General features: G+C 28.0%; 20 protein-coding genes. 8 read left to right on the top strand and 12 right to left on the bottom strand.

The genetic code is table 11. From position 1 onward, the window contains the following. Positions 1-5: 5 nt before the first annotated feature. Positions 6-1,058: a glycosyltransferase gene (locus tag BX611_RS08645; protein ID WP_115880184.1), complete on the bottom strand. Its 1,053-nt coding sequence runs from the start codon at positions 1,056-1,058 to the stop codon at positions 6-8. A gap of 161 nt (positions 1,059-1,219) precedes the next feature. Between BX611_RS08645 and BX611_RS08640 the strand changes: the two genes are divergently transcribed. Genes BX611_RS08640 through BX611_RS08625 form a run of 4 tightly spaced genes read left to right on the top strand, consistent with a single transcriptional unit; the run spans position 1,220 to position 6,172 of the window. Continuing rightward, positions 1,220-2,374, top strand: a complete 1,155-nt coding sequence (locus BX611_RS08640) for a polysaccharide pyruvyl transferase family protein (RefSeq protein ID WP_162879990.1) — start codon at positions 1,220-1,222, stop codon at positions 2,372-2,374. Continuing rightward, positions 2,371-3,645, top strand: a complete 1,275-nt coding sequence (locus tag BX611_RS08635) for a glycosyltransferase family 4 protein (protein WP_115880180.1) — start codon at positions 2,371-2,373, stop codon at positions 3,643-3,645. Before BX611_RS08640 ends, BX611_RS08635 begins: the two co-directional genes overlap by 4 nt. Further along, on the top strand, positions 3,642-4,721 hold the full coding sequence (wecB, locus tag BX611_RS08630; protein WP_115880178.1) for a non-hydrolyzing UDP-N-acetylglucosamine 2-epimerase: 1,080 nt from the start codon (positions 3,642-3,644) through the stop codon (positions 4,719-4,721). The genes BX611_RS08635 and wecB overlap by 4 nt, the downstream gene beginning before the upstream one ends. Continuing rightward, complete coding sequence (locus BX611_RS08625) at positions 4,721-6,172, top strand: oligosaccharide flippase family protein (RefSeq protein ID WP_115880176.1); 1,452 nt, start codon at positions 4,721-4,723, stop codon at positions 6,170-6,172. The genes wecB and BX611_RS08625 overlap by 1 nt, the downstream gene beginning before the upstream one ends. Positions 6,173-6,220: 48 nt before the next feature. Here BX611_RS08625 and BX611_RS08620 read toward each other — a convergent pair whose 3' ends face one another. After that, the gene (locus tag BX611_RS08620) at positions 6,221-6,706 is read right to left on the bottom strand and encodes a hypothetical protein (RefSeq protein WP_115880174.1); all 486 of its coding nucleotides are present in this window, start codon (positions 6,704-6,706) and stop codon (positions 6,221-6,223) included. 279 nt (positions 6,707-6,985) lie between these two features. Between BX611_RS08620 and BX611_RS08615 the strand changes: the two genes are divergently transcribed. Next, positions 6,986-7,600, top strand: a complete 615-nt coding sequence (locus BX611_RS08615; RefSeq protein WP_115880172.1) for a glutamate dehydrogenase — start codon at positions 6,986-6,988, stop codon at positions 7,598-7,600. Positions 7,601-7,643: 43 nt separating this feature from the next. Then, complete coding sequence (locus BX611_RS08610) at positions 7,644-8,138, top strand: DinB family protein (RefSeq protein WP_115880170.1); 495 nt, start codon at positions 7,644-7,646, stop codon at positions 8,136-8,138. Here BX611_RS08610 and BX611_RS08605 read toward each other — a convergent pair. From BX611_RS08605 to BX611_RS08570, 8 genes are all read right to left on the bottom strand, one after another. Continuing rightward, positions 8,131-9,186, bottom strand: a complete 1,056-nt coding sequence (locus tag BX611_RS08605; protein WP_115880168.1) for an ATP-grasp domain-containing protein — start codon at positions 9,184-9,186, stop codon at positions 8,131-8,133. The two genes, BX611_RS08610 and BX611_RS08605, sit on opposite strands and share 8 nt — an antisense overlap. Beyond that, positions 9,187-9,411, bottom strand: a complete 225-nt coding sequence (locus tag BX611_RS08600; RefSeq protein WP_115880166.1) for a DUF6095 family protein — start codon at positions 9,409-9,411, stop codon at positions 9,187-9,189. Continuing rightward, a complete protein-coding gene (gene murQ, locus BX611_RS08595) occupies positions 9,401-10,219 on the bottom strand; it encodes an N-acetylmuramic acid 6-phosphate etherase (protein ID WP_115880164.1) in 819 nt (272 codons plus the stop codon). The genes BX611_RS08600 and murQ overlap by 11 nt, the downstream gene beginning before the upstream one ends. Before the next feature lie 98 nt (positions 10,220-10,317). After that, on the bottom strand, positions 10,318-12,564 hold the full coding sequence (locus tag BX611_RS08590) for an NADP-dependent isocitrate dehydrogenase (RefSeq protein ID WP_115880162.1): 2,247 nt from the start codon (positions 12,562-12,564) through the stop codon (positions 10,318-10,320). 780 nt (positions 12,565-13,344) lie between these two features. Next, positions 13,345-13,695 (bottom strand): 50S ribosomal protein L19, encoded by a 351-nt coding sequence (gene rplS / locus BX611_RS08585; RefSeq protein WP_115880160.1) that lies wholly within the window; start codon positions 13,693-13,695, stop codon positions 13,345-13,347. 87 nt (positions 13,696-13,782) lie between these two features. Continuing rightward, the gene (gene trmD, locus BX611_RS08580) at positions 13,783-14,460 is read right to left on the bottom strand and encodes a tRNA (guanosine(37)-N1)-methyltransferase TrmD (RefSeq protein WP_115880158.1); all 678 of its coding nucleotides are present in this window, start codon (positions 14,458-14,460) and stop codon (positions 13,783-13,785) included. A gap of 118 nt (positions 14,461-14,578) precedes the next feature. Continuing rightward, on the bottom strand, positions 14,579-15,424 hold the full coding sequence (prmC, locus tag BX611_RS08575) for a peptide chain release factor N(5)-glutamine methyltransferase (RefSeq protein ID WP_115880156.1): 846 nt from the start codon (positions 15,422-15,424) through the stop codon (positions 14,579-14,581). Next, entirely contained in the window at positions 15,424-15,915 is a 492-nt protein-coding gene (locus BX611_RS08570) for a GNAT family N-acetyltransferase (protein WP_115880154.1), read from the bottom strand. The genes prmC and BX611_RS08570 overlap by 1 nt, the downstream gene beginning before the upstream one ends. 22 nt (positions 15,916-15,937) lie before the next feature. Here BX611_RS08570 and ribD point away from each other — a divergent pair, with 22 nt between their 5' ends. Next, positions 15,938-16,987, top strand: a complete 1,050-nt coding sequence (gene ribD, locus BX611_RS08565) for a bifunctional diaminohydroxyphosphoribosylaminopyrimidine deaminase/5-amino-6-(5-phosphoribosylamino)uracil reductase RibD (protein ID WP_115880516.1) — start codon at positions 15,938-15,940, stop codon at positions 16,985-16,987. Here ribD and BX611_RS08560 read toward each other — a convergent pair whose 3' ends face one another. Continuing rightward, positions 16,988-18,040: an isoaspartyl peptidase/L-asparaginase family protein gene (locus BX611_RS08560; RefSeq protein WP_115880152.1), complete on the bottom strand. Its 1,053-nt coding sequence runs from the start codon at positions 18,038-18,040 to the stop codon at positions 16,988-16,990. A gap of 90 nt (positions 18,041-18,130) precedes the next feature. On the opposite strand from BX611_RS08560, the gene BX611_RS08555 reads away from it, so the two are divergent. Beyond that, a complete protein-coding gene (locus BX611_RS08555) occupies positions 18,131-18,739 on the top strand; it encodes an IMPACT family protein (protein WP_115880514.1) in 609 nt (202 codons plus the stop codon). Here BX611_RS08555 and BX611_RS08550 read toward each other — a convergent pair. Next, the gene (locus tag BX611_RS08550; protein ID WP_115880150.1) at positions 18,726-19,142 is read right to left on the bottom strand and encodes an acyl-CoA thioesterase; all 417 of its coding nucleotides are present in this window, start codon (positions 19,140-19,142) and stop codon (positions 18,726-18,728) included. The genes BX611_RS08555 and BX611_RS08550 overlap by 14 nt on opposite strands. Positions 19,143-19,227: the final 85 nt, after the last annotated feature.

Genomic DNA, 19,227 nt, shown 5'->3' with positions numbered 1-19,227 from the left:
TTAGATTATTGATTTTTAAGATGACTCAAAAACTCATTTTCTCTTCTTTTTAAAGGAAAATTAGCAGTAATTTGAGTTCTTGCATCATTTGGGGTTAACTTATTATTTGATAAATTTTCAATCAATTCTTTCAATAAATCAACGTTTTTTTGCTTCAAAATATAACCGTTATCCCCAATAATATCTGGAATTCCGGCAACATTACTTCCAATTGGAATACAGCCACAAAGCATTGCTTCGCACAATGCATTTGGAAAACCTTCAAACATAGAAAGCTGAAAATAATAGGTGTGTTTATTATAAATTTCTAGCAACTCTTTTTGATCTACATTGTTAATTAAATGTACATTTTCAGGACATTTTTCTTTTAAATAAACTTTGCCGACAATTGTAAAATAGTAATCTGGAAAAAGCTTCGCAGCTTCAATTATTAAGTCGATACCTTTTCTATAAAAACCTATTTCATCAATTGCAAAAGTGACGGATAAAAATGAGTTTTTAATGCGTTCTGAATTTTTATTTTGCCATTTTTTGGTATCATAACCGTTCACCATTTCAATAATTTCAGTTTTAATTTTCTTATTGAAAGATCTAATTCCTTGATTTGGGAATTTTACTTTTTTATAACTGTAATAACTTTTCTCTAAACTTTTATGAACGGGTAATATTAATGAAGCATTTTTAAATGAAAAATTAGTAAACCAAGCTAATATTTTTTTAGTGTGTGCACCATAATTAATTTCTGGAAGTTTAGCACAATCAGTACCAATAGCTATAATTATAATTGGTTTTTTTACTATTTTGCCAAAAATAACAGGTAAAAACGAAAGATATCCAGATGATTGAATAACTATAGCTTTGTACGTATGTAACTTAAAAAGTAAAAAGAAAAACTGTTTTATAAATGCATAAAAAAGATAAAATTTCTTTGAAGTATTAAATTGATATAAATCTACTTTATACCGCTTTTCTAAAATTTCAACATCCCTTCTTACAAATGTAGCATATAAAACATATAACATTAAAACGGCATCTTTTTCCTTTTGTTGATTGGTCATTTAGTAGATGTTCTATTGTTGAAATAAATAATAAATATAGTATTTTATCTAGTCACGAATTTACTGAAAAGTTATAAATTAGCCAATGAGTTTTAGATAATGTTTAAAGCTTTGTAGTTCATTTATTTTTAATATTAGAGCAATTTCTTAAAATTATAAAAGTGCAAGGAAAATCCAAAAAGATAAATATATTAATTAATAACGTAGTGCCTTTAAATAATGGTGATGTGGCATTGTTTTATTCGTTATATACGCAAATTATTAAGGCTGGTTTTCAAGTGCAAATTGCGACTTATTATTATAAAATGGCAAAAGAATTGTACCCTCAAATACCTTTTGTAAAAGAACTGGGCCAACATAAAATTTTTATGAAATTGCCATTTTTAAAGCCCATTATACTTCCAGTTTTATTTATTTTTTCAAAAGCTTATAGAAAAGCAGATGTAATTATTGGAACTCCTGGTGGGTATATTAATTCAAATTATACAATTAAAAATAGTTTGTCAATTTATAAAATAGCTAAGTTTTTTGGAAAGAAAACAGCTATTTATTCCCAATCTATTGGACCTTTAAATGCTAAAGATGCTATCTTTTTTAAGAAATTAATGAAGCATTCAATAGATTTATTATATGTTAGAGATAACTATTCGTTTAAAATTTTAAACGATTTAAACATTGCTAAAAATAAATTCAAATTAACAAAAGATGCCGCATTTTTATTAGAGCATCAAAATATTGAAAAAGCAACATCTAAAAAAGTGGCAATTTCTGTAAGAGAATGGAACTATGACGCTCGAAATAAAACCTCCTTTAAAAATATAATTATTGAGTTTGTGAAAACGTGTATTAATAAGGGATGTACTATCGATTTTTTATCAACCTGCCAGGGATTAAAAATATATAAGGATGATTCTAAACTAGCACAAGAAATTTATGATTGTTTAGAACCAGCATATCAAAATAAAGTTTCAGTTTTAAATGATTACTTTTTATTCAATGATTTTTATAAAAAATTAGAAGAATATGAGTTTGTTGTTGGTACAAGATTGCATATGTGTATTACTTCTTTAACAAAAAATATTCCAGCGTTTAACATCAGCTATGAGGTGAAAGGGAAGGAGTGTTTCGAGTATTTAGGGCTTTCAGATTATTCTATTGATTATAATGAAGACCCAGAAAAAGCACGAATTGCATTTAATAATTTTATTGATAATTCTGATAAAATTAGAAACGATTTAAAATTAATAGTTCCTAAAATTCATAAAGAAGCAATAGCGGATTTTAAATTTTTTATAAATAAAATAACAAGTATTTGAAAGTTTTAGTTATAACATATTATTGGCCACCAGCTGGAGGTTCGGGAGTGCAACGTTGGTTGAAATTTGTAAAATATTTTCGAGATTTTGGAATTGAACCTATTGTTTATACTGTTGAGAACCCCAATTATCCAATTTTAGATGAAAGCTTAGAAAGTGAAATTCCAAAAGGAATTGAAATTTTAAGACAACCTATTTGGGAACCAAATAATTTGCTTTCATTTTTAGGGAAAAAGAAAAATGAAAGTGCTGGTTTTTTAAATCCAAATCCTACTTTTTTTGGAAAAATATTACAATATATTAGGGCAAATTATTTTATACCAGATGCTCGAAAATTTTGGATAGTGCCTTCAGTAAAATTTTTGAAGCGTTATTTATCTGAAAATAAAATTGACGCCATAATTACTACAGGTCCGCCACATAGTATGCATTTAATTGGCCTAAAGTTAAAACAGCAATTGGGTATAAAATGGATGGCAGATTTTAGAGACCCTTGGACAGAAATTGATTATTTTCATCAATTGCCGCTGTCTAAAAAAGCTATTAAAAAACACCACTATTTAGAACAGGAAGTTTTAAAAAATGCCGATAAAGTATTGGTTGTAGGTAATACAATGTATGAAAGTTATGCCAATTTTAGTAATAATGTGGTAACTGTAACAAATGGATTTGATGGAGAAATAACAACTACTGAAACTGAATTAGACTCAAAATTTACAATTACCCACATTGGGTTGATGAATGCGGATAGAAACCCAAAAATGTTGTGGGATGTTTTAGCTGATATTTGTATTGAAAATGAAGAGTTTGTGAAAGATTTTAAATTAAAGTTAATAGGTAAAGTTGATGAATCTGTTTTAAGAGCTATTTCAGAAAAAAACCTTAAAAATAATATTCAGTTAATAAGTTATGTTTCACATAAAGAGGTTGTTAATTATCAAAAAAAATCACAAGTTTTATTATTGATTGTAAATAATGTGCCAAGTGCAAAAGGGATTATTACAGGTAAAATTTTTGAATATTTAATGGCTAAACGTCCAATATTAGCAATTGCTCCAAAAAATGGAGATTTGGCTGAAATATTGAAAAATACAAATGCTGGAATTGTTGTTGATTTTAACGAAAAGAATGAATTAAAAAGAGCTATATTAGATTTGTATTCAAAATATAAGTTAAAGGATTTAGTTGTTGAATCAAATAATATTGAACAGTTTCACAGAAAAGAGTTGACAAAAAAAGTATCGGAACTATTAAACGAAATGATTGAATGAAAAAAATTGTAACCATATTAGGTGCAAGACCTCAGTTTGTAAAAGCAGCTGTTTTAAGTAGAGTAATTTCTAAACACAAAGGTATTGAAGAAATTATTATACATACAGGGCAACATTACGATGCAAATATGAGTGACATATTTTTTAATGAAATGGATATACCCAAGCCAAAATACAATTTGGCAATAAATGGGTTAAGTCACGGAGCAATGACAGGTCAAATGTTGATTAAGATTGAGGAGGTTCTCTTAAATGAAAAACCCGATCTGGTTGTGGTTTATGGTGATACAAATTCAACATTGGCAGGAGCTTTGGCAGCTAAAAAAATGGACATAAAAGTTGCTCATGTTGAAGCTGGTTTGCGTTCTTTTAATATGAAAATGCCAGAGGAAGTTAATCGAATTTTAACCGATAGAATTTCCGATTTATTATTGTGTCCAACTGATACTGCAGTTGAAAATTTACAAAATGAAGGCTTTGAAAATATTCCTTGTAAAATTAAGAAAAGTGGTGATATTATGAAAGATGCTGTTGAATATTACAGCAAAGTATCCGGAGAAAAGTCTTCAATTATTAATAACTTAAATCTTCAAAAGGATGCATTTGTTTTAGCCACTATTCACCGTCAAGAAAATACAGATGATTTAGAAAATTTGAAATCTATATTTCAAGGTTTGGAGGCTATAAGTAAAGTAAAACAAGTTATACTTCCTTTGCATCCAAGAACAAAGGCAATTTTAGAAAAAAATAAACTTTTTTATAACCTGAAAATAATTAACCCTGTTGGCTATTTTGATATGTTAGAGTTACTGAAAAATTGTAATTTGGTAATAACTGATAGTGGCGGACTTCAAAAAGAGGCTTTTTTCAATAAAAAACATTGCATAATTGCACGTGAAGAAACTGAATGGGTTGAGTTGGTTTCAAATGGATTTGCAAAAATCGTTGGAAGTGATTCACAAAAAATGGTTGATTCTTTTAAAGGTTTTCAAAACTCAACAGTTGATTTTTCAATAAATTTATATGGAAATAATGTAGGGGAGAAGATGTATGATGAAATTTTTAAATTATTATAATGGGAATTGTTTTAAAACAGTCTTTTAATAACACCTTAATCCTTTTTTTAGGTTTTGCTATTGGAGGAATTAATGTACTGTTTTTATTTACCAATTTTTTACACGAAGATTATTTTGGATTAATTACTTTTTTACTTTCCACGGCTAATATTATTATGCCTTTATTGGTTTTTGGAATCCACCAAACCATTATAAAATATTATTCTTCATATAAAACTAAGATTGAAAAAGATGGTTTTTTAATAGCAACCCTAGTTTTGCCTTTAGTAGTTATTATTCCTTTAGCTTTTGTAGGTGTTTTTTTGTATGAATTTATTTCAAACTGGCTATCAGCAGAAAACCCATTAATTAAAAGTTACTCTTATTTAATTTTTATTGTTGCCATTTTTATGGGTTATTTTGAAGTATTTTATTCTTGGACTAAAGTACAGTTTAACTCTGTTTTTGGAAATTTTATTAAAGAAATATTTACACGTATTTGCACTTCTTTTTTATTAGTAGCTGTGTATTTTAATTGGATAACAAATGAGCAATTTATTTATGCAATAGTTATTGTTTATGGAGTTAGAACACTAATAATGAAACTATATGCCTTATACATTTACATGCCAAAATTGGTATTTAAAATACCTTCTAATTTAAAGGAACTACTATCTTTTTCATTTTATATTATTATTGCAGGTTCAGCTTCAGGAATTTTATTGGAAATTGATAAGTTTATGATTCCACAAATAGAAAAAATTGCAGAAGTGGCTTATTATTCAGTGGGTATATATATTGCAAGTGTAGTGGCAATTCCAACTAGGGCAATGCAACAAATTACAAGTCCAATTACAGCTAAAGAAATGAATAATAATAATATTCCTGAAGTTGAAAAATTGTACAAACAAACTTCAATTAATTTATTAGTAGTAGGAGGGTTGTTGTTTTTATTAATTAACTTAAATATTACAGATTTATATGAATTAATAAACAAACCTCAGTATACAAAAGGTATTTGGATTGTTTTAATTATCTCAATTGCAAAGTTAATGGAATTGGCTTTAGGTACTGGAAATGCGATTTTAATGAATTCTAAATACTATAAAATATTTTTTTATATGTCCTTAGCAATGGCTTTAACTGTTATAATTTTAAACCGTTGGCTTATTAGCTTGGTAGGAATAAATGGAGCTGCTTTAGCAACACTTATTGTGGTTTTAACATATAGTTCTATTAAAATTTTTTATATAAAGTCAAAATTAAATATACAACCATTTAGTACAAATACTGTAAAAATAGTGTTGATAGTTTCTGCTGTTTTTTTTCTGTTTTATTTTTGGAATTTTGAATTCTTTCCCTTAATTAATATAGCTATAAAAGGTGTGCTTATTACAGTTATATACTTATTTATTATAAATAAATTACATATTTCTAAAGATTTAAATAGCCTAGTTTCTAAATATTTCTAAAATAAAAAAGCCCACAATTTGTAAGCTTTTTTATTTAATAATTGTTATTTACGACCAAATTATTGGTCTTTTTAGCATATAACGTTTATTGTACTTTTTAACGTGACCAATGTATTTAAAATTACCATTTGGTCTTTGCAAAATATATAAGTTACCAACTTTTTTTAATCGCCCGTGTTTATAGGTTAAATCAACTGAACCTATTTGGGTAATTTTGTTATTTCTACTGTAAAAGATATTCACCTTTCCTACTTTAACAATTCTTCCTTTACGGTCTCTTAAGGCATTTAAACCTCTTTGGTTTTTCCAATGAAGGTTTTTTGCTCTTAAAGAATTTTTAGAATTTAATTTTTTGAATTTAAATTTTCCATTAGGTAATATTGAAAATTTAACTCCTTTTTCAACAAAAACTATTGGTTGCACCTTTGTTGTTCGCTTGGCACATAATTTGTCATCTCTGTGATCAATTATTTTGGCTTCAGCGGTAGAAACCATCATAATCATTGTCATAATAAATAGTAATCCTTTTTTCATAATTAATGGTTTTAAAAGGTTATACCTACTCTTTAAGTTTTTCGGCTTACACTTATGTTGAAATTTTCAAAGAGCGTGCCAAAAAAAGGATTTTAATAATTTGTGTATACTTACAGTATCTATTTTTAGAGTTTAATATATTGATAAACAATAATATATGTTATTTGTGGAAATTTCTATTTATGCTTAATTTATTTCTTTTTTGTAATTAATATTACAATTAAAACTCATTTATAATTAATATATTCGCCTTTTAAAAAAGTAATTTAAGATTCTTAAATGGATTATTTCTATCATATCTTTTACGGTATTTTAATGGCATATTTGGGTTTAATTTCTCCCGGAATGTTAAATATGACAGCTCTTAAAATAAGTATGAATACTGGTAAGTATGAAGCCTTAAAATTCTCAATTGGAGCTTCTTTGGTTGTGTTTTTTCAGGCAGGAATTGCATTGTATTTTGCTGATTATTTTACTAAAAATCCAAAGGTTATAGCCAATTTAAAAATAGCTGCAATATTTATTTTTTTTGCACTTGCTGTTTTTTTCTTTATGCTTTCCCGAAAGGATTTAAAACCTAAAACGACCAATAAAAAAGGTAATTTTTTTATCAAAGGAATTTTAATGTCATCAATTAATATGTTGGCTATTCCATTTTATTTAGGAATTAGTATTTATTTATCATCTAAAAGCAAAATAATTATAGAACAACCTTATATTATATTATTTGTTTTTGGCGCAAGTTTAGGCTCTTTTTTAATTTTCTATACCTATATGATTTTTGCAAATATTATTAATGGTAAAGTTTCATTTATAGCTAAAAACATCAATTTTATATTGAGTTTATTGTTTTTGTTTTTAGCAATTTTTACATTGATAAAGATTTTACCATAAATTTATTTTTATATTTACAAAACCTAAATTATTAAGTGAAATTATGATTACAGCTATTGAGAAAAATTTACAAAGAGGTATTCAACTTTTGCAATATATTTCAGATGAAGATTACAGCAATACATCAATAGCGCCATATTACTCAAGTATTGGAAGTCATATGCGGCATATTTTAGATGTTTTTGACTGTATTTTTGAAGGTTTACCAGTGAATGAAATAAATTTGATTAATAGAAAACGAAACTTGCAATCAGAAAATTATACTAAATATGGTTTAGAGTATTTTAATGAAACTTTATTAAAACTAAATTCGTTAAAAAATCAGGATTTTAATAAAATTATTAAGGTTTCAGATGATTTAGGTTTGGGTATAATTACTGCTAATTATACGTTAGCAGGTGTTTTAATCCAAGCTCATAGCCACGCAATTCATCATTTTGCAAGTGTAGGTTATGTAATTTCACAATTAGGTATAGAATTACCAGATGACGATTTTGGGTTTAATCCTACAACTCCAAAATTAAAGAATATCAATTAGCACTTAACTTTTTAATTTCTTTTAAATACTTTTTATACCTAAAGTAAACAGTTATTAAATATTCAAAATTAGTAAATTCAATATTATTTAATGTATTGTTTTTAACTCCAATATTATAGATTATTTTCCAATGTTTTTTTATGGATTTTAATGCTTTTAAATAGCTTCCATTATCGGCATCATATATATGTGTTGGTTCGGATATTACACCATTAATCTCCAAAATCTTTAAGTTTTTGCCTTCTAATAATTCTTCAAAGGTATTGTATTTAACATCAATTCTACCATAATACCAGCCTTTGATTTCTGAATTTAATTCATCTAAAATACAATTTAACTTATTGCTAATTAAATGATTGCCATTTAAAAACTGTGTTCCTTTTGAATGATTTCCTATTATATTTAAAATTACTTCTTCTTTATTATTAGGAATTTCATGTTGCTTTTCCTTATTTAATTCTAAAACTAAATTCAAGTATTTTTTAGCTCTTTCGTTCGTTTTAATTAAGGTTAAAAGTGTTGATTTACCATCACCTAAAACGGTTAAGTACTTTTTTAATGTAACCGATGTAATTTCTCCATTTTTTTCACCAGGAATTCTATAATAAAAAATACCACATTCATTTTTATAATCAATAAATTCTTGAATAATTAAGTTTATAGAATTATATTTTTTTAAATATTCGTTAAGTTCAACTTTCGAATTTATCTTTTTAACCAATAAGCCTCTAAATCCAATATCTGGTTTAATTATTAATGGAAATTCAATAGCTGCTGTTTTTATTTCGGTAAGAATATTATTAAAAGATTTATTTTTAGGAATAAAAATACTTTTAGGTTTGTACTTTGAAGGCAATAACGCAATTGTTTTAAATTTTGATTCCAAACCATTTCCAGATCCTTCAATTGCAGGATTTACTGCAGAAAAGAAACCAAAACTTCTTGATTTTATTGCTAAATAACAGGCATATGGTAAAACAGGAACATAAAACATATAGGAGGGCCAATATTCCCAATTTAATACATTTTTCAACTTTGAAATCTTCATTTATTTTGAGTTAAAAAACGCATTCAAAATAATTCTAATTCCTAAAAAACCAAGTATAATTGCTGAAATTGCTAAAGTAATTCCAACAACAATCCATAAATAATTGTTTTGTAGTTTTATAGCTTTAAATCCTATAGTAATTAAAATTGGAGCAATTAATAACAAAGGCAAAGCTGCTAATTCATATTTTAAGCCTCTAATTAGCTCTTTTTTATTAGTTCCCATTATTAAAATTGTTTATGGCCTTTCGAACACTTTGATGCTTTAAAAGTAACATATAGGCTTCTTTTTCTGAAATATTTAATTCATCCATTATCATTTTGGTACCTCTATCAACTAATTTATTGTTAGATAATTGCATATCAATCATTTTGTTTCCTTTAATTTTTCCAAGTTGAATCATAACACTTGTTGAAATCATATTTAAAACTAGTTTTTGGGCTGTTCCTGCTTTCATTCTCGAGCTTCCTGTTACAAATTCTGGCCCAACAACAACTTCAATAGGATTCTGTGAAACCTTACTTAAAGGGCTTCCCAAGTTACAAGTAATGCATCCGGTTAAAATGCCTTTTTCATTGCACTTTTCTAAACCACTAATTACATAAGGGGTTGTTCCTGAAGCGGCAATTCCTATTACGGTATCGTTACTGTTTATATTATATTCTATTAAATCATTCCAGCATTGTGTTGTAGAATCTTCGGCAAATTCTACTGCTTTTCTAATGGCAGAATCTCCTCCGGCAATAATGCCAATAACCATAGTATGAGGCACACCAAATGTTGGTGGGCATTCGGAGGCATCTAAAATTCCTAATCTACCGCTTGTTCCGGCACCAACATAAAAAAGGCGCCCACCTTTTTTCATTCTTTCAACAATTGAAATCACAAGTTTTTCAATTGTTGGAATCACTTTATTTACGGCTGTAGGGATAGTTTTATCTTCTGAATTTATATTATTCAAAAGTTCAAAAACAGTCATTTTTTCTAAATGGTTGTAATTTGATGCTTGTTCTGTTGTTTTTGTAAAAGCCATATTTCAAATGTAAAAAAAAGCTTCAACTAATTTTAGTTGAAGCTTAATATTTAATTTATTTAACAATAAAATTATTGTATTTTTTAAGTGAACTTAAATTATACTAATTGTTTTGCCTGAGAAATAGATTCAATAATATGGTTAAATGTTTTGCTTGGTCGCATTGCATTTGTTATTAAAGTTTCATTTGGTTGGTAATATCCACCAATATTTACATGCGATCCTTGTGCATTATTAAGTTCGTTAATAATAGTTTCTTCGTTGTTTTCTAATTCTTTGGAAACTTTAGTGAATAAATCCTTTAACTCTATATCTTTATTTTGTGCTGCTAATGCTTGTGCCCAATATAATGCTAAATAAAAATGACTTCCTCTGTTATCCAACTCACCAGCTACTCTTGAAGGAGATTTTCTATTATCTAAAAATTTATCTGTAGCATCATCTAATGTTTCTGCTAGAATTAAAGCTTTTGAATTATTATTTGTTTCTCCTAAATGTTCTAAAGAGACTGCTAGTGCTAAAAATTCACCTAAAGAATCCCATCGTAAGTGTCCTTCCTCAATAAATTGCTGAACATGTTTTGGTGCAGAACCTCCAGCACCTGTTTCAAATAATCCACCACCATTCATTAAAGGAACTATTGATAACATTTTTGCACTTGTACCAACCTCTAAAATTGGAAATAAATCCGTTAAAAAGTCACGTAATACATTACCAGTAACAGAAATTGTGTCTAATCCGGCTTTTAATCTTTTTAGAGTAAATAATGTAGCTTCATAAGGAGGCATTATTTTAATATCCAACCCGGTTGTATCGTAATTTGGTAAATATTTATTTACCTTTTCTATTAGTTGTGCATCATGAGCTCTATTTTTATCAAGCCAAAAAACAGCAGGTGTATTTGAAGCCTTAGCTCTTTTTACAGCCAATTTCACCCAATCTTGAATAGGGGCATCTTTTACCTGGCACATTCTCCAAATATCTCCATTTTCTACATTGTGCTCAATTAAAATGTTTCCAGCTTCATCAATTACCTGAACTTTACCATCACCTTTAATTTCAAAAGTTTTGTCGTGCGATCCATATTCTTCAGCTTTTTGAGCCATTAAACCTACGTTTGGAACTGTTCCCATAGTTGTAGGATCAAACGCTCCATTCTCTTTACAGAAATCTATTGTTGCTTGGTAAATACTGGCATAACTACTATCTGGAATAACAGCTTTGGTGTCTTGTTGTTTTCCTTCAGCATTCCACATTTGACCAGAAGTACGAATCATTGCAGGCATTGAAGCATCAATAATTACATCACTTGGTACATGTAAGTTTGTAATTCCTTTATCTGAATTAACCATTGCAAGTGAAGGTCCATTTTCAAAACAAGATTTAATGGCTGCTTCAATTTTAGTTCTTTCATTTTCTGGTAATCTCTCAATTTTGTTTAATAAATCACCAAATCCATTATTTACATCTACACCAATTTCATCTAAAATTGGTCCATATTTATCAAAAACATCTTTAAAGAAAGTAGTAACTGCATGTCCAAAAATAATTGGATCAGATACTTTCATCATTGTTGCTTTCATATGTAAAGAAAACAAGACATTTTTATTTTTAGCATCTTTAATTTGCTCCTCTAAAAAATTTAGAAGTGCTTTTTTATTCATAACGGTAGCATCAATTATTTCACCTTCTAATAATGCCAATTTTTCTTTTAAAATTGTAACTGAACCATTTTTATCAACAAATTCAATATTTATAGTTCCTGCTTTTGAAACAGTTATAGATTTTTCATTGGTTCTAAAATCACCGTGATCCATTGTAGCTACGTGTGTTTTAGAATCTTTAGACCAAGCACCCATTGAATGTGGATTTTTCTTGGCATAATTTTTTACTGCTTTTGGTGCTCTACGATCAGAATTTCCTTCACGTAAAACTGGGTTCACAGCAGAACCTTTTATTTTATTATATCTATCCTGAATGCTTTTTTCTTCAGGAGTTGTAACTTCTTCTGGATAATTAGGAATAGCAAACCCTAAAGATTGCAATTCATTTATTGCAGCTTTTAACTGAGGTACGGAAGCAGAAATATTAGGTAGTTTAATAATATTAGCTTCTGGATCTTTTGCTAGTTCACCCAACTCAGACAATGCGTCTTCAACTTTTTGTTCTGGTGTTAGATACTCTGGAAATACTGCTAAAATTCTACTTGCTAGTGAAATATCTTTAGTTTCTATCTCAATATTTGATGGTTTTACAAATGCTTTTACAATTGGTAAAAAAGAATAGGTGGCTAAAGCAGGAGCTTCATCTGTTTTAGTATAAAATATTTTAGATGTTTTACTCATAATATATTGTAGGTTTTAAAACTGTAATTAGCTTAATTAAGATAATTTAGAGTGTTTGAATTTATTTTAAAATTTCGAATGTGCAAATGTAATAAATATTGGAATAAAATCCCTTTCGAAAACGTTATAAATAAGGTAATTATTTTGGATTTTACTTAAAATAAGCAACTTTAAATTAGTAGAATGATAATGGGAATAAAACAAAAGCCATAATATTGATTTCTCATTATTATGGCTTTTTGCTGAAATACTTCTTTTAATAAGTTTTTAATGATAGTTTTTAACCGTTTTGCAATTTTTTTACAAAAACCACATAATTAATTGTATCAGTTAAAAGAGTCTTTTTTCTTACAAATTAACCCCCTTATTAAACCAGTTGTTTCTTTTAAAATAACTCCTAAAACTTTGTTGTAATTTACATTAAATTACTTGCTTTAAAGTGTTATTTTAAAAATGTCTTTAAAACCTTGTATCCGTTTATTCATGCTAAATACTTGGGCACATTACTCTTTTAAAGTTTAGATTTTAAAAACGCTGTTCAAGAACATTTCGAATTTCACTTAAAAATTGTCTTAACTTTAAAAAGTTACATCTTAAATGTTGCAGACATATTCTTTCGTTTAATTCTTTTGTAAAATAAGCAGCTAAATTTTAAATATGCAAATTTATAGTTGATTTAATATCAACAAGATATGAACTCGGGTTATGAACATTTGTTAATAACAAAAAAACCGTTTCATTTTTGAAACGGGTTTTGTAATTTTATTAAAAAAAGACTTATTATCGTCTCTTTTCTGCAATTCTTGCTTTTTTACCAGTTAAACCTCTAAAGTAGAAAATACGTGCTCTACGAACTCTACCGTGTTTGTTAACTTCAATTTTTTGAATGGCTGGTAAATTTACAGGAAAAATACGTTCTACACCAACTGTTCCAGACATTTTTCTAATTGTAAATGTTTCTGAAGCTCCAGTTCCTCTTCTTTGAATAACGGTTCCTTTAAAGAACTGTGTACGAGTTTTTTGTCCTTCTTTAATTTCATAATAAACTGTAATAGAATCTCCAGCTTGAAATTGAGGGAATTCATTTTTAGTTACATACTCGTCTTGTACAAATTTTACTAAACTTTCCATTTTAAGTTTTTTAATGGTTTTTCATAAATCAACATTCACGATTTTCGTCAGAGGTTAATTTTGAGAGTGCAAATTTAATAAAAAAGTTTAGTCTTCCAACAAATCGGGTCTAATTTTTTTTGTTCTTTCCAATGCTTTTTCATTACGCCATTCTTCAATCTTTGGAAAATTACCAGATAAAAGTATTTCTGGTGCTTTAAGTCCTTTGTATTCAGAGGGTCTAGTGTAAACTGGAGGCGACAATAAATCGTCTTGAAAACTATCAGTTAATGCAGAAGTTTCATCTCCTAAAACGCCTGGAATTAATCTAATAACTGCGTCACATAAAACTGCAGCACCTAATTCACCTCCACTTAAGACATAATCTCCAATGGAAATTTCTTTGGTAATAAGCATATCACGTACACGCTGATCTACACCTTTGTAATGCCCACAAAGAATAATTATATTTTCTTTTAGTGATAAAGTGTTGGCAGTTTGTTGATTTAATGTTGGTGCGTCAGGTGTCATATAAATTATTTCATCATAATTACGCTCCAATTTTAATTTAGAAATACATTTATCTATAGGTTCAATCATTAAAACCATACCGGCTCCTCCTCCAAATTGATAATCATCAATTTTTCCGTAATCGTTTAAAGCATAGGTTCTTAAGTCGTGAAAGTGAACTTCAACCAATTTTTTATCAATAGCTCGTTTAATAATTGAATATTCAAACGGACTTTTAATTAATTCTGGTGAAACGGTAATAATATCAATTCGCATAGTGCAAAGATAGTTTTTAAGTTAATTTTTAGAAAGTTTTTAAAGTTTAAAAAACCTAAGACATAAAGGTTTAAAGAGTTAAGGTTAAAATTTGTAACTAACAACTAAAAACTCAACCTTAAATAGTTGCTTTTACCATTCTATCAACTTCAAAAATATCTTTTTTTAATTGTATGTTTTTAAAGCCTTTTGATTGTAAAAGTTCAATAGTTTCATTTCCCAAATATTGATTGATTTCAAAAAATAATTTACCATTTTTTGTAAGGTATTTTTTTGCTAATTCAGCAATTTTATCATAAAATAACAACGGATTTTCATTTTCTACAAACAATGCTAAATGAGGTTCGTTTGCCAGTACATTTTGGTGCATTTGTTCTTTTTCCAATTCGCGAACATATGGTGGATTGCTAATTATAATATCAAAATATTGAGGTAATTCATTTAAAGTAAGTATATCAGCTTCAATAAAATGTATGGTGACATTATTTTTTAAAGCATTTTTTTTTGCAATTTTTAACGCTTCTTTAGAAATATCAAGTGCATAAATTTCAGCATTTGGTAAATTTTTAGCCAAGGAAATTGGAATACAACCACTTCCGGTTCCAATGTCTAAAATTTTTATTTGATCGCTGAGCGGAGTCGAAGTGAGAATCCAACTTACAAGTTCCTCAGTTTCTGGACGGGGAATTAATACATTTTTGTTAACAATAAAAGGCAATCCATAAAATTCTGTTTCACCTATAATATATTGGATTGGAATTTGTTTTTTTAAATTTAACAATGCTTTTTGCAGAAAGTCTAATTCATTTTTATCAATATTAAAATCGGGTTGAAGGGCAACTTCAATTCTACTTAAATTCAACTTAAATTCAATTAAAATATTAAAAAACGATTGAATTTCAGTTTGTGGATACACATCAGAAAGTTCTTTAAAAAAAATGTTTTTAAATTCTAGAAGTTGCATTATAAATCTTTAAGCATCCATAAATTACATGAATAATGACCTGTATCTCCCATAGGTGCATCCAAATCTTTAAAACCTACTTTCCTATAAAGTTTTCTGGCATCCTGCATATAAGGTAAGGTTTCTAAATAGCATTTTTCAAAACCAAAATCTCTTGCTTTTTGCAAACAGGTTTGCATCATTTTGCTTCCTAATCCAATTCCTCTTGCTTCAGGTAAAAAATACATTTTTTGCAATTCACATACTTTTCCTGTGTAATTGTCTAATTGTTTAATGCCTGCTCCTCCGAAAATTTCACCATCTTTTTCAATTATAAAATAGACAGATTTTTCAAAATTATAAGCTTCAAACAACGTATCTAAAATGGTATCGGCATAGGCTGTTCCTACTTTGGGAACACCATATTCAATTAAAACATCACGAATTGCTTTAGCTATTTTTGCATTATCTTCAGGTATAATTTCTCTGATTTTAAAGTTGTTAAGAGTCATTTTAAAATACTATTTTTACGCCGTGAATTTACATGAAAAATATATAAAACGCTGCATTCAATTAGCTAAAAATGGTTTGGGAGCTACCTATCCGAATCCTATGGTTGGTTGTGTAATTGTTTATAATGAAACTATTATTGGTGAAGGTTGGCATAAAAAAGCAGGTGAACCACATGCTGAGGTAAATGCTATTAACTCAGTTAAAGATAAATCATTATTAAAAAAAGCAACTATTTATGTGAGTTTAGAGCCTTGTTCTCATTATGGAAAAACGCCACCTTGTGCCAATTTAATTGTAGAAAGTGGCATTAAAAAAGCAGTTATTGGAATCATAGACAGTAACAGTAAAGTTAGCGGAAGAGGTGTTTTACATTTACAACAAAATGGATGTGATGTAATTGTTGGAGTGTTACAAAATGAATGCTATAATTTAAATAAACGATTTTTTACATTTCATAAATTAAAGCGGCCTTTTATTGTTTTAAAATGGGCTGAAACTAATGATGGATTTATAGATAAAAATAGGAGTGAACCAGCTGATATTTCGCCTAATTGGATATCTAACCAATATTCCCAACAGTACGTGCATAAAATGAGAGCTGATGAACAAGCTATTTTTGTTGGAACAAAAACTGCGTTAAATGATAATCCTAGTTTAACGGTTAGAAGTTGGGAAGGTGAAAATCCAGTGAGGGTAGTTTTAGATAGAAAATTGAAAATTCCTGTTTCTTATAATTTATATGATGGAAGTGTTAAAACCATTATTTTAAATGAAGTTAAAAATGATAAAGATTTGACTAAAAAATTGTTTTTTGAAAAAATAGATTTTAGTAAAAATGTACCAACCCAAGTTTGTGAAGTTTTATATAAATATGAAATTCAATCTGTTATTGTTGAAGGTGGAGCGCAAACTTTACAAAGTTTTATTAATGCTAATTTATGGGATGAGGCCTTTGTTTTTGTAGGAGCTATTAATTTTAAAAAAGGAATAAAAGCACCAGAATTACAAAAAGTATCATCAGAAATTAGAAAAATTTCAAATGATACTTTGTTTATTTATAAAAATAAGTAGCTACTCTGTTTTTTCAAACATTTCAACTTTTGATGTTCCGTCAGATTTTTTATAGGCTCTAAACATTCCTGTAGAATTAAAATCCCAATATACATCGCCATTTTTGTCTAATAAAATCATTCCACCTTCTCCACCTAAAGGTCCTATTTGATTGAATAAAACGTCGTTTAAGGCTTCAGCTGGTGTAAAGTTTTTGTATTTAATTAAGCTTGAAACTTCGTGAGAAGCAACTGTTCTAATAAAAAATTCTCCAGTTCCTGTAGCTGAAATTCCACAAGTTAAATTATTAGCATACGTACCGGCACCTATAATTGGAACATCGCCCACTCGTCCATATTTTTTATTGGTCATGCCTCCAGTAGAAGTTCCTGCTGCAATATTTCCAGTTTTATCCATAGCAACTGCACCAACAGTACCATATTTATGATCGTCAATTAATTCGTTTTTTATTAAAAAAGCAGTATGATCAAGTTCTGTTTTTTCTTTTCCTTGTATTTTTTTAAGCTGATTCATTCTTTTTTCTGTAAAAAAGTAAGAACTGTCAACCATCTCAATACCGAAGGATTTTGCCATAATTTCAGCACCTTTTCCTGAAAGTAATACATGAGATGAACTATCCATCACAATTCTAGCCGCTAGAATAGGATTTTTAATATGGTTAACACCAGCAATTGCTCCAGCGTTTAATGTTTTTCCGTCCATTATTGCAGCATCCATTTCCTGATTTCCTTCACTATTATATACAGCACCTTTTCCGGCATTAAATAGTGGAGAATCTTCCATTACATTTATTGCAGCCTGAACGGCATCAAGTGAAATCCCACCTTTTTCTAAAACAGCATAACCAGCATCTATAGCTTCTTGTAATTTTTGTGCATAAGCTTCTTGTTGTTCTTCTGTAAAATATTCACGTTTAATTCCTCCAGCTCCTCCGTGAATTACAATGGCAAATGAATTTGGTTCTCTTTTAGTTTCAATATCTTCTTTGGTAGTTTTTTCTTTACAAGAAACAATTAAAAGAAGTGCAACTAATAATAAGTTTAGTTTTTTCATTAGAGATTAATTTTATATTCAAATATATTCATTTTAAAATGGAAAATAAAAAAAATGCTTTTGATATATTTGTAACTTAAAATTTTGAATATCGCAGAAAAAGATACATATAAAACCATTGAAATTGCTAAAGGTGATACTTTGTATAAAGAAAAAGGAAGCAAATTTATAGGTTTTGTTTTTCCAATTTCTTCAGAAGAAGATGTTAAAGAATTAATTGGTGAGCTAAAAAAGAAACATCATACAGCAAGGCATTGGTGTTATGCATGGCAATTAGGTATTGAGGAAGTGCGTTATAGAGTTAATGATGATGGTGAACCTAATAATTCTGCCGGACAACCAATTTACGGTCAAATTTTATCCAACGAACTTACAAATGTTTTAGTGGTGGTGGTTCGTTATTTTGGAGGAACTAAATTAGGTGTTGGAGGCTTAATTACTGCTTATAAAACTGCTGCTAAAATAATTTTAGATGAAGCTGTAATAGTTGAAAAAACTATTAATATTGAATTTCAATTGATTTTTGAATATCAACACATGAATAAAGTGATGCGAATTATTAAAGAAAATAATTTAGATATTTTGAATCAAAAAATGGAATTGAATTGTGATTTTCTAATTTCAGTAAGAAAAAAGAATGCCAAAAAAGTTAAAAAGTATTTTGAAGATTTAAGATGTTTAAAAATTAAACAAATTTAATATTGCTTTCTTTTAGTTTATTCAATAAATATTCTGGTGCACGTGTTGGTCTGTTTGTTTTCATGTTTACAAACACCAAAGTTGTTGTTGCGGTAGTTAAAAGTTCACCTTTTTCATTATGTATTTCGTAATCAAATTGAATCCGAGCACTTGGAAGTTTAGATAAAGTTGTTTTTAACGTTAATAAATCATCGTATTTTGCAGGTTTTAAGTAATTTATATTTAGATTAATTACAGGTAACATAATGCCAGTTTCTTCCATTTTTTTGTATGAAACCCCTAATTTCCTTAGCCATTCTATTCTTCCCATTTCAAAGTATTGAGCATAATTACCATGATATGCGTAACTCATTTGGTCGGTTTCACCATACCTTACTCTAAATTCAATTTTATCTGAAATCATTTTGTATATTTATGAGATGTTATTTACGTAAAAAAAAATTAATAATCAATAGATATTTTATTTTTTTATGCTAAAAAATATTCAC

Origin of the sequence: Lutibacter oceani (assembly GCF_003384935.1) — a bacterium.
Taxonomy (GTDB): Bacteria; Bacteroidota; Bacteroidia; order Flavobacteriales; family Flavobacteriaceae; genus Lutibacter; species Lutibacter oceani.
This window is presented reverse-complemented; position numbering and strand designations above follow the sequence as displayed.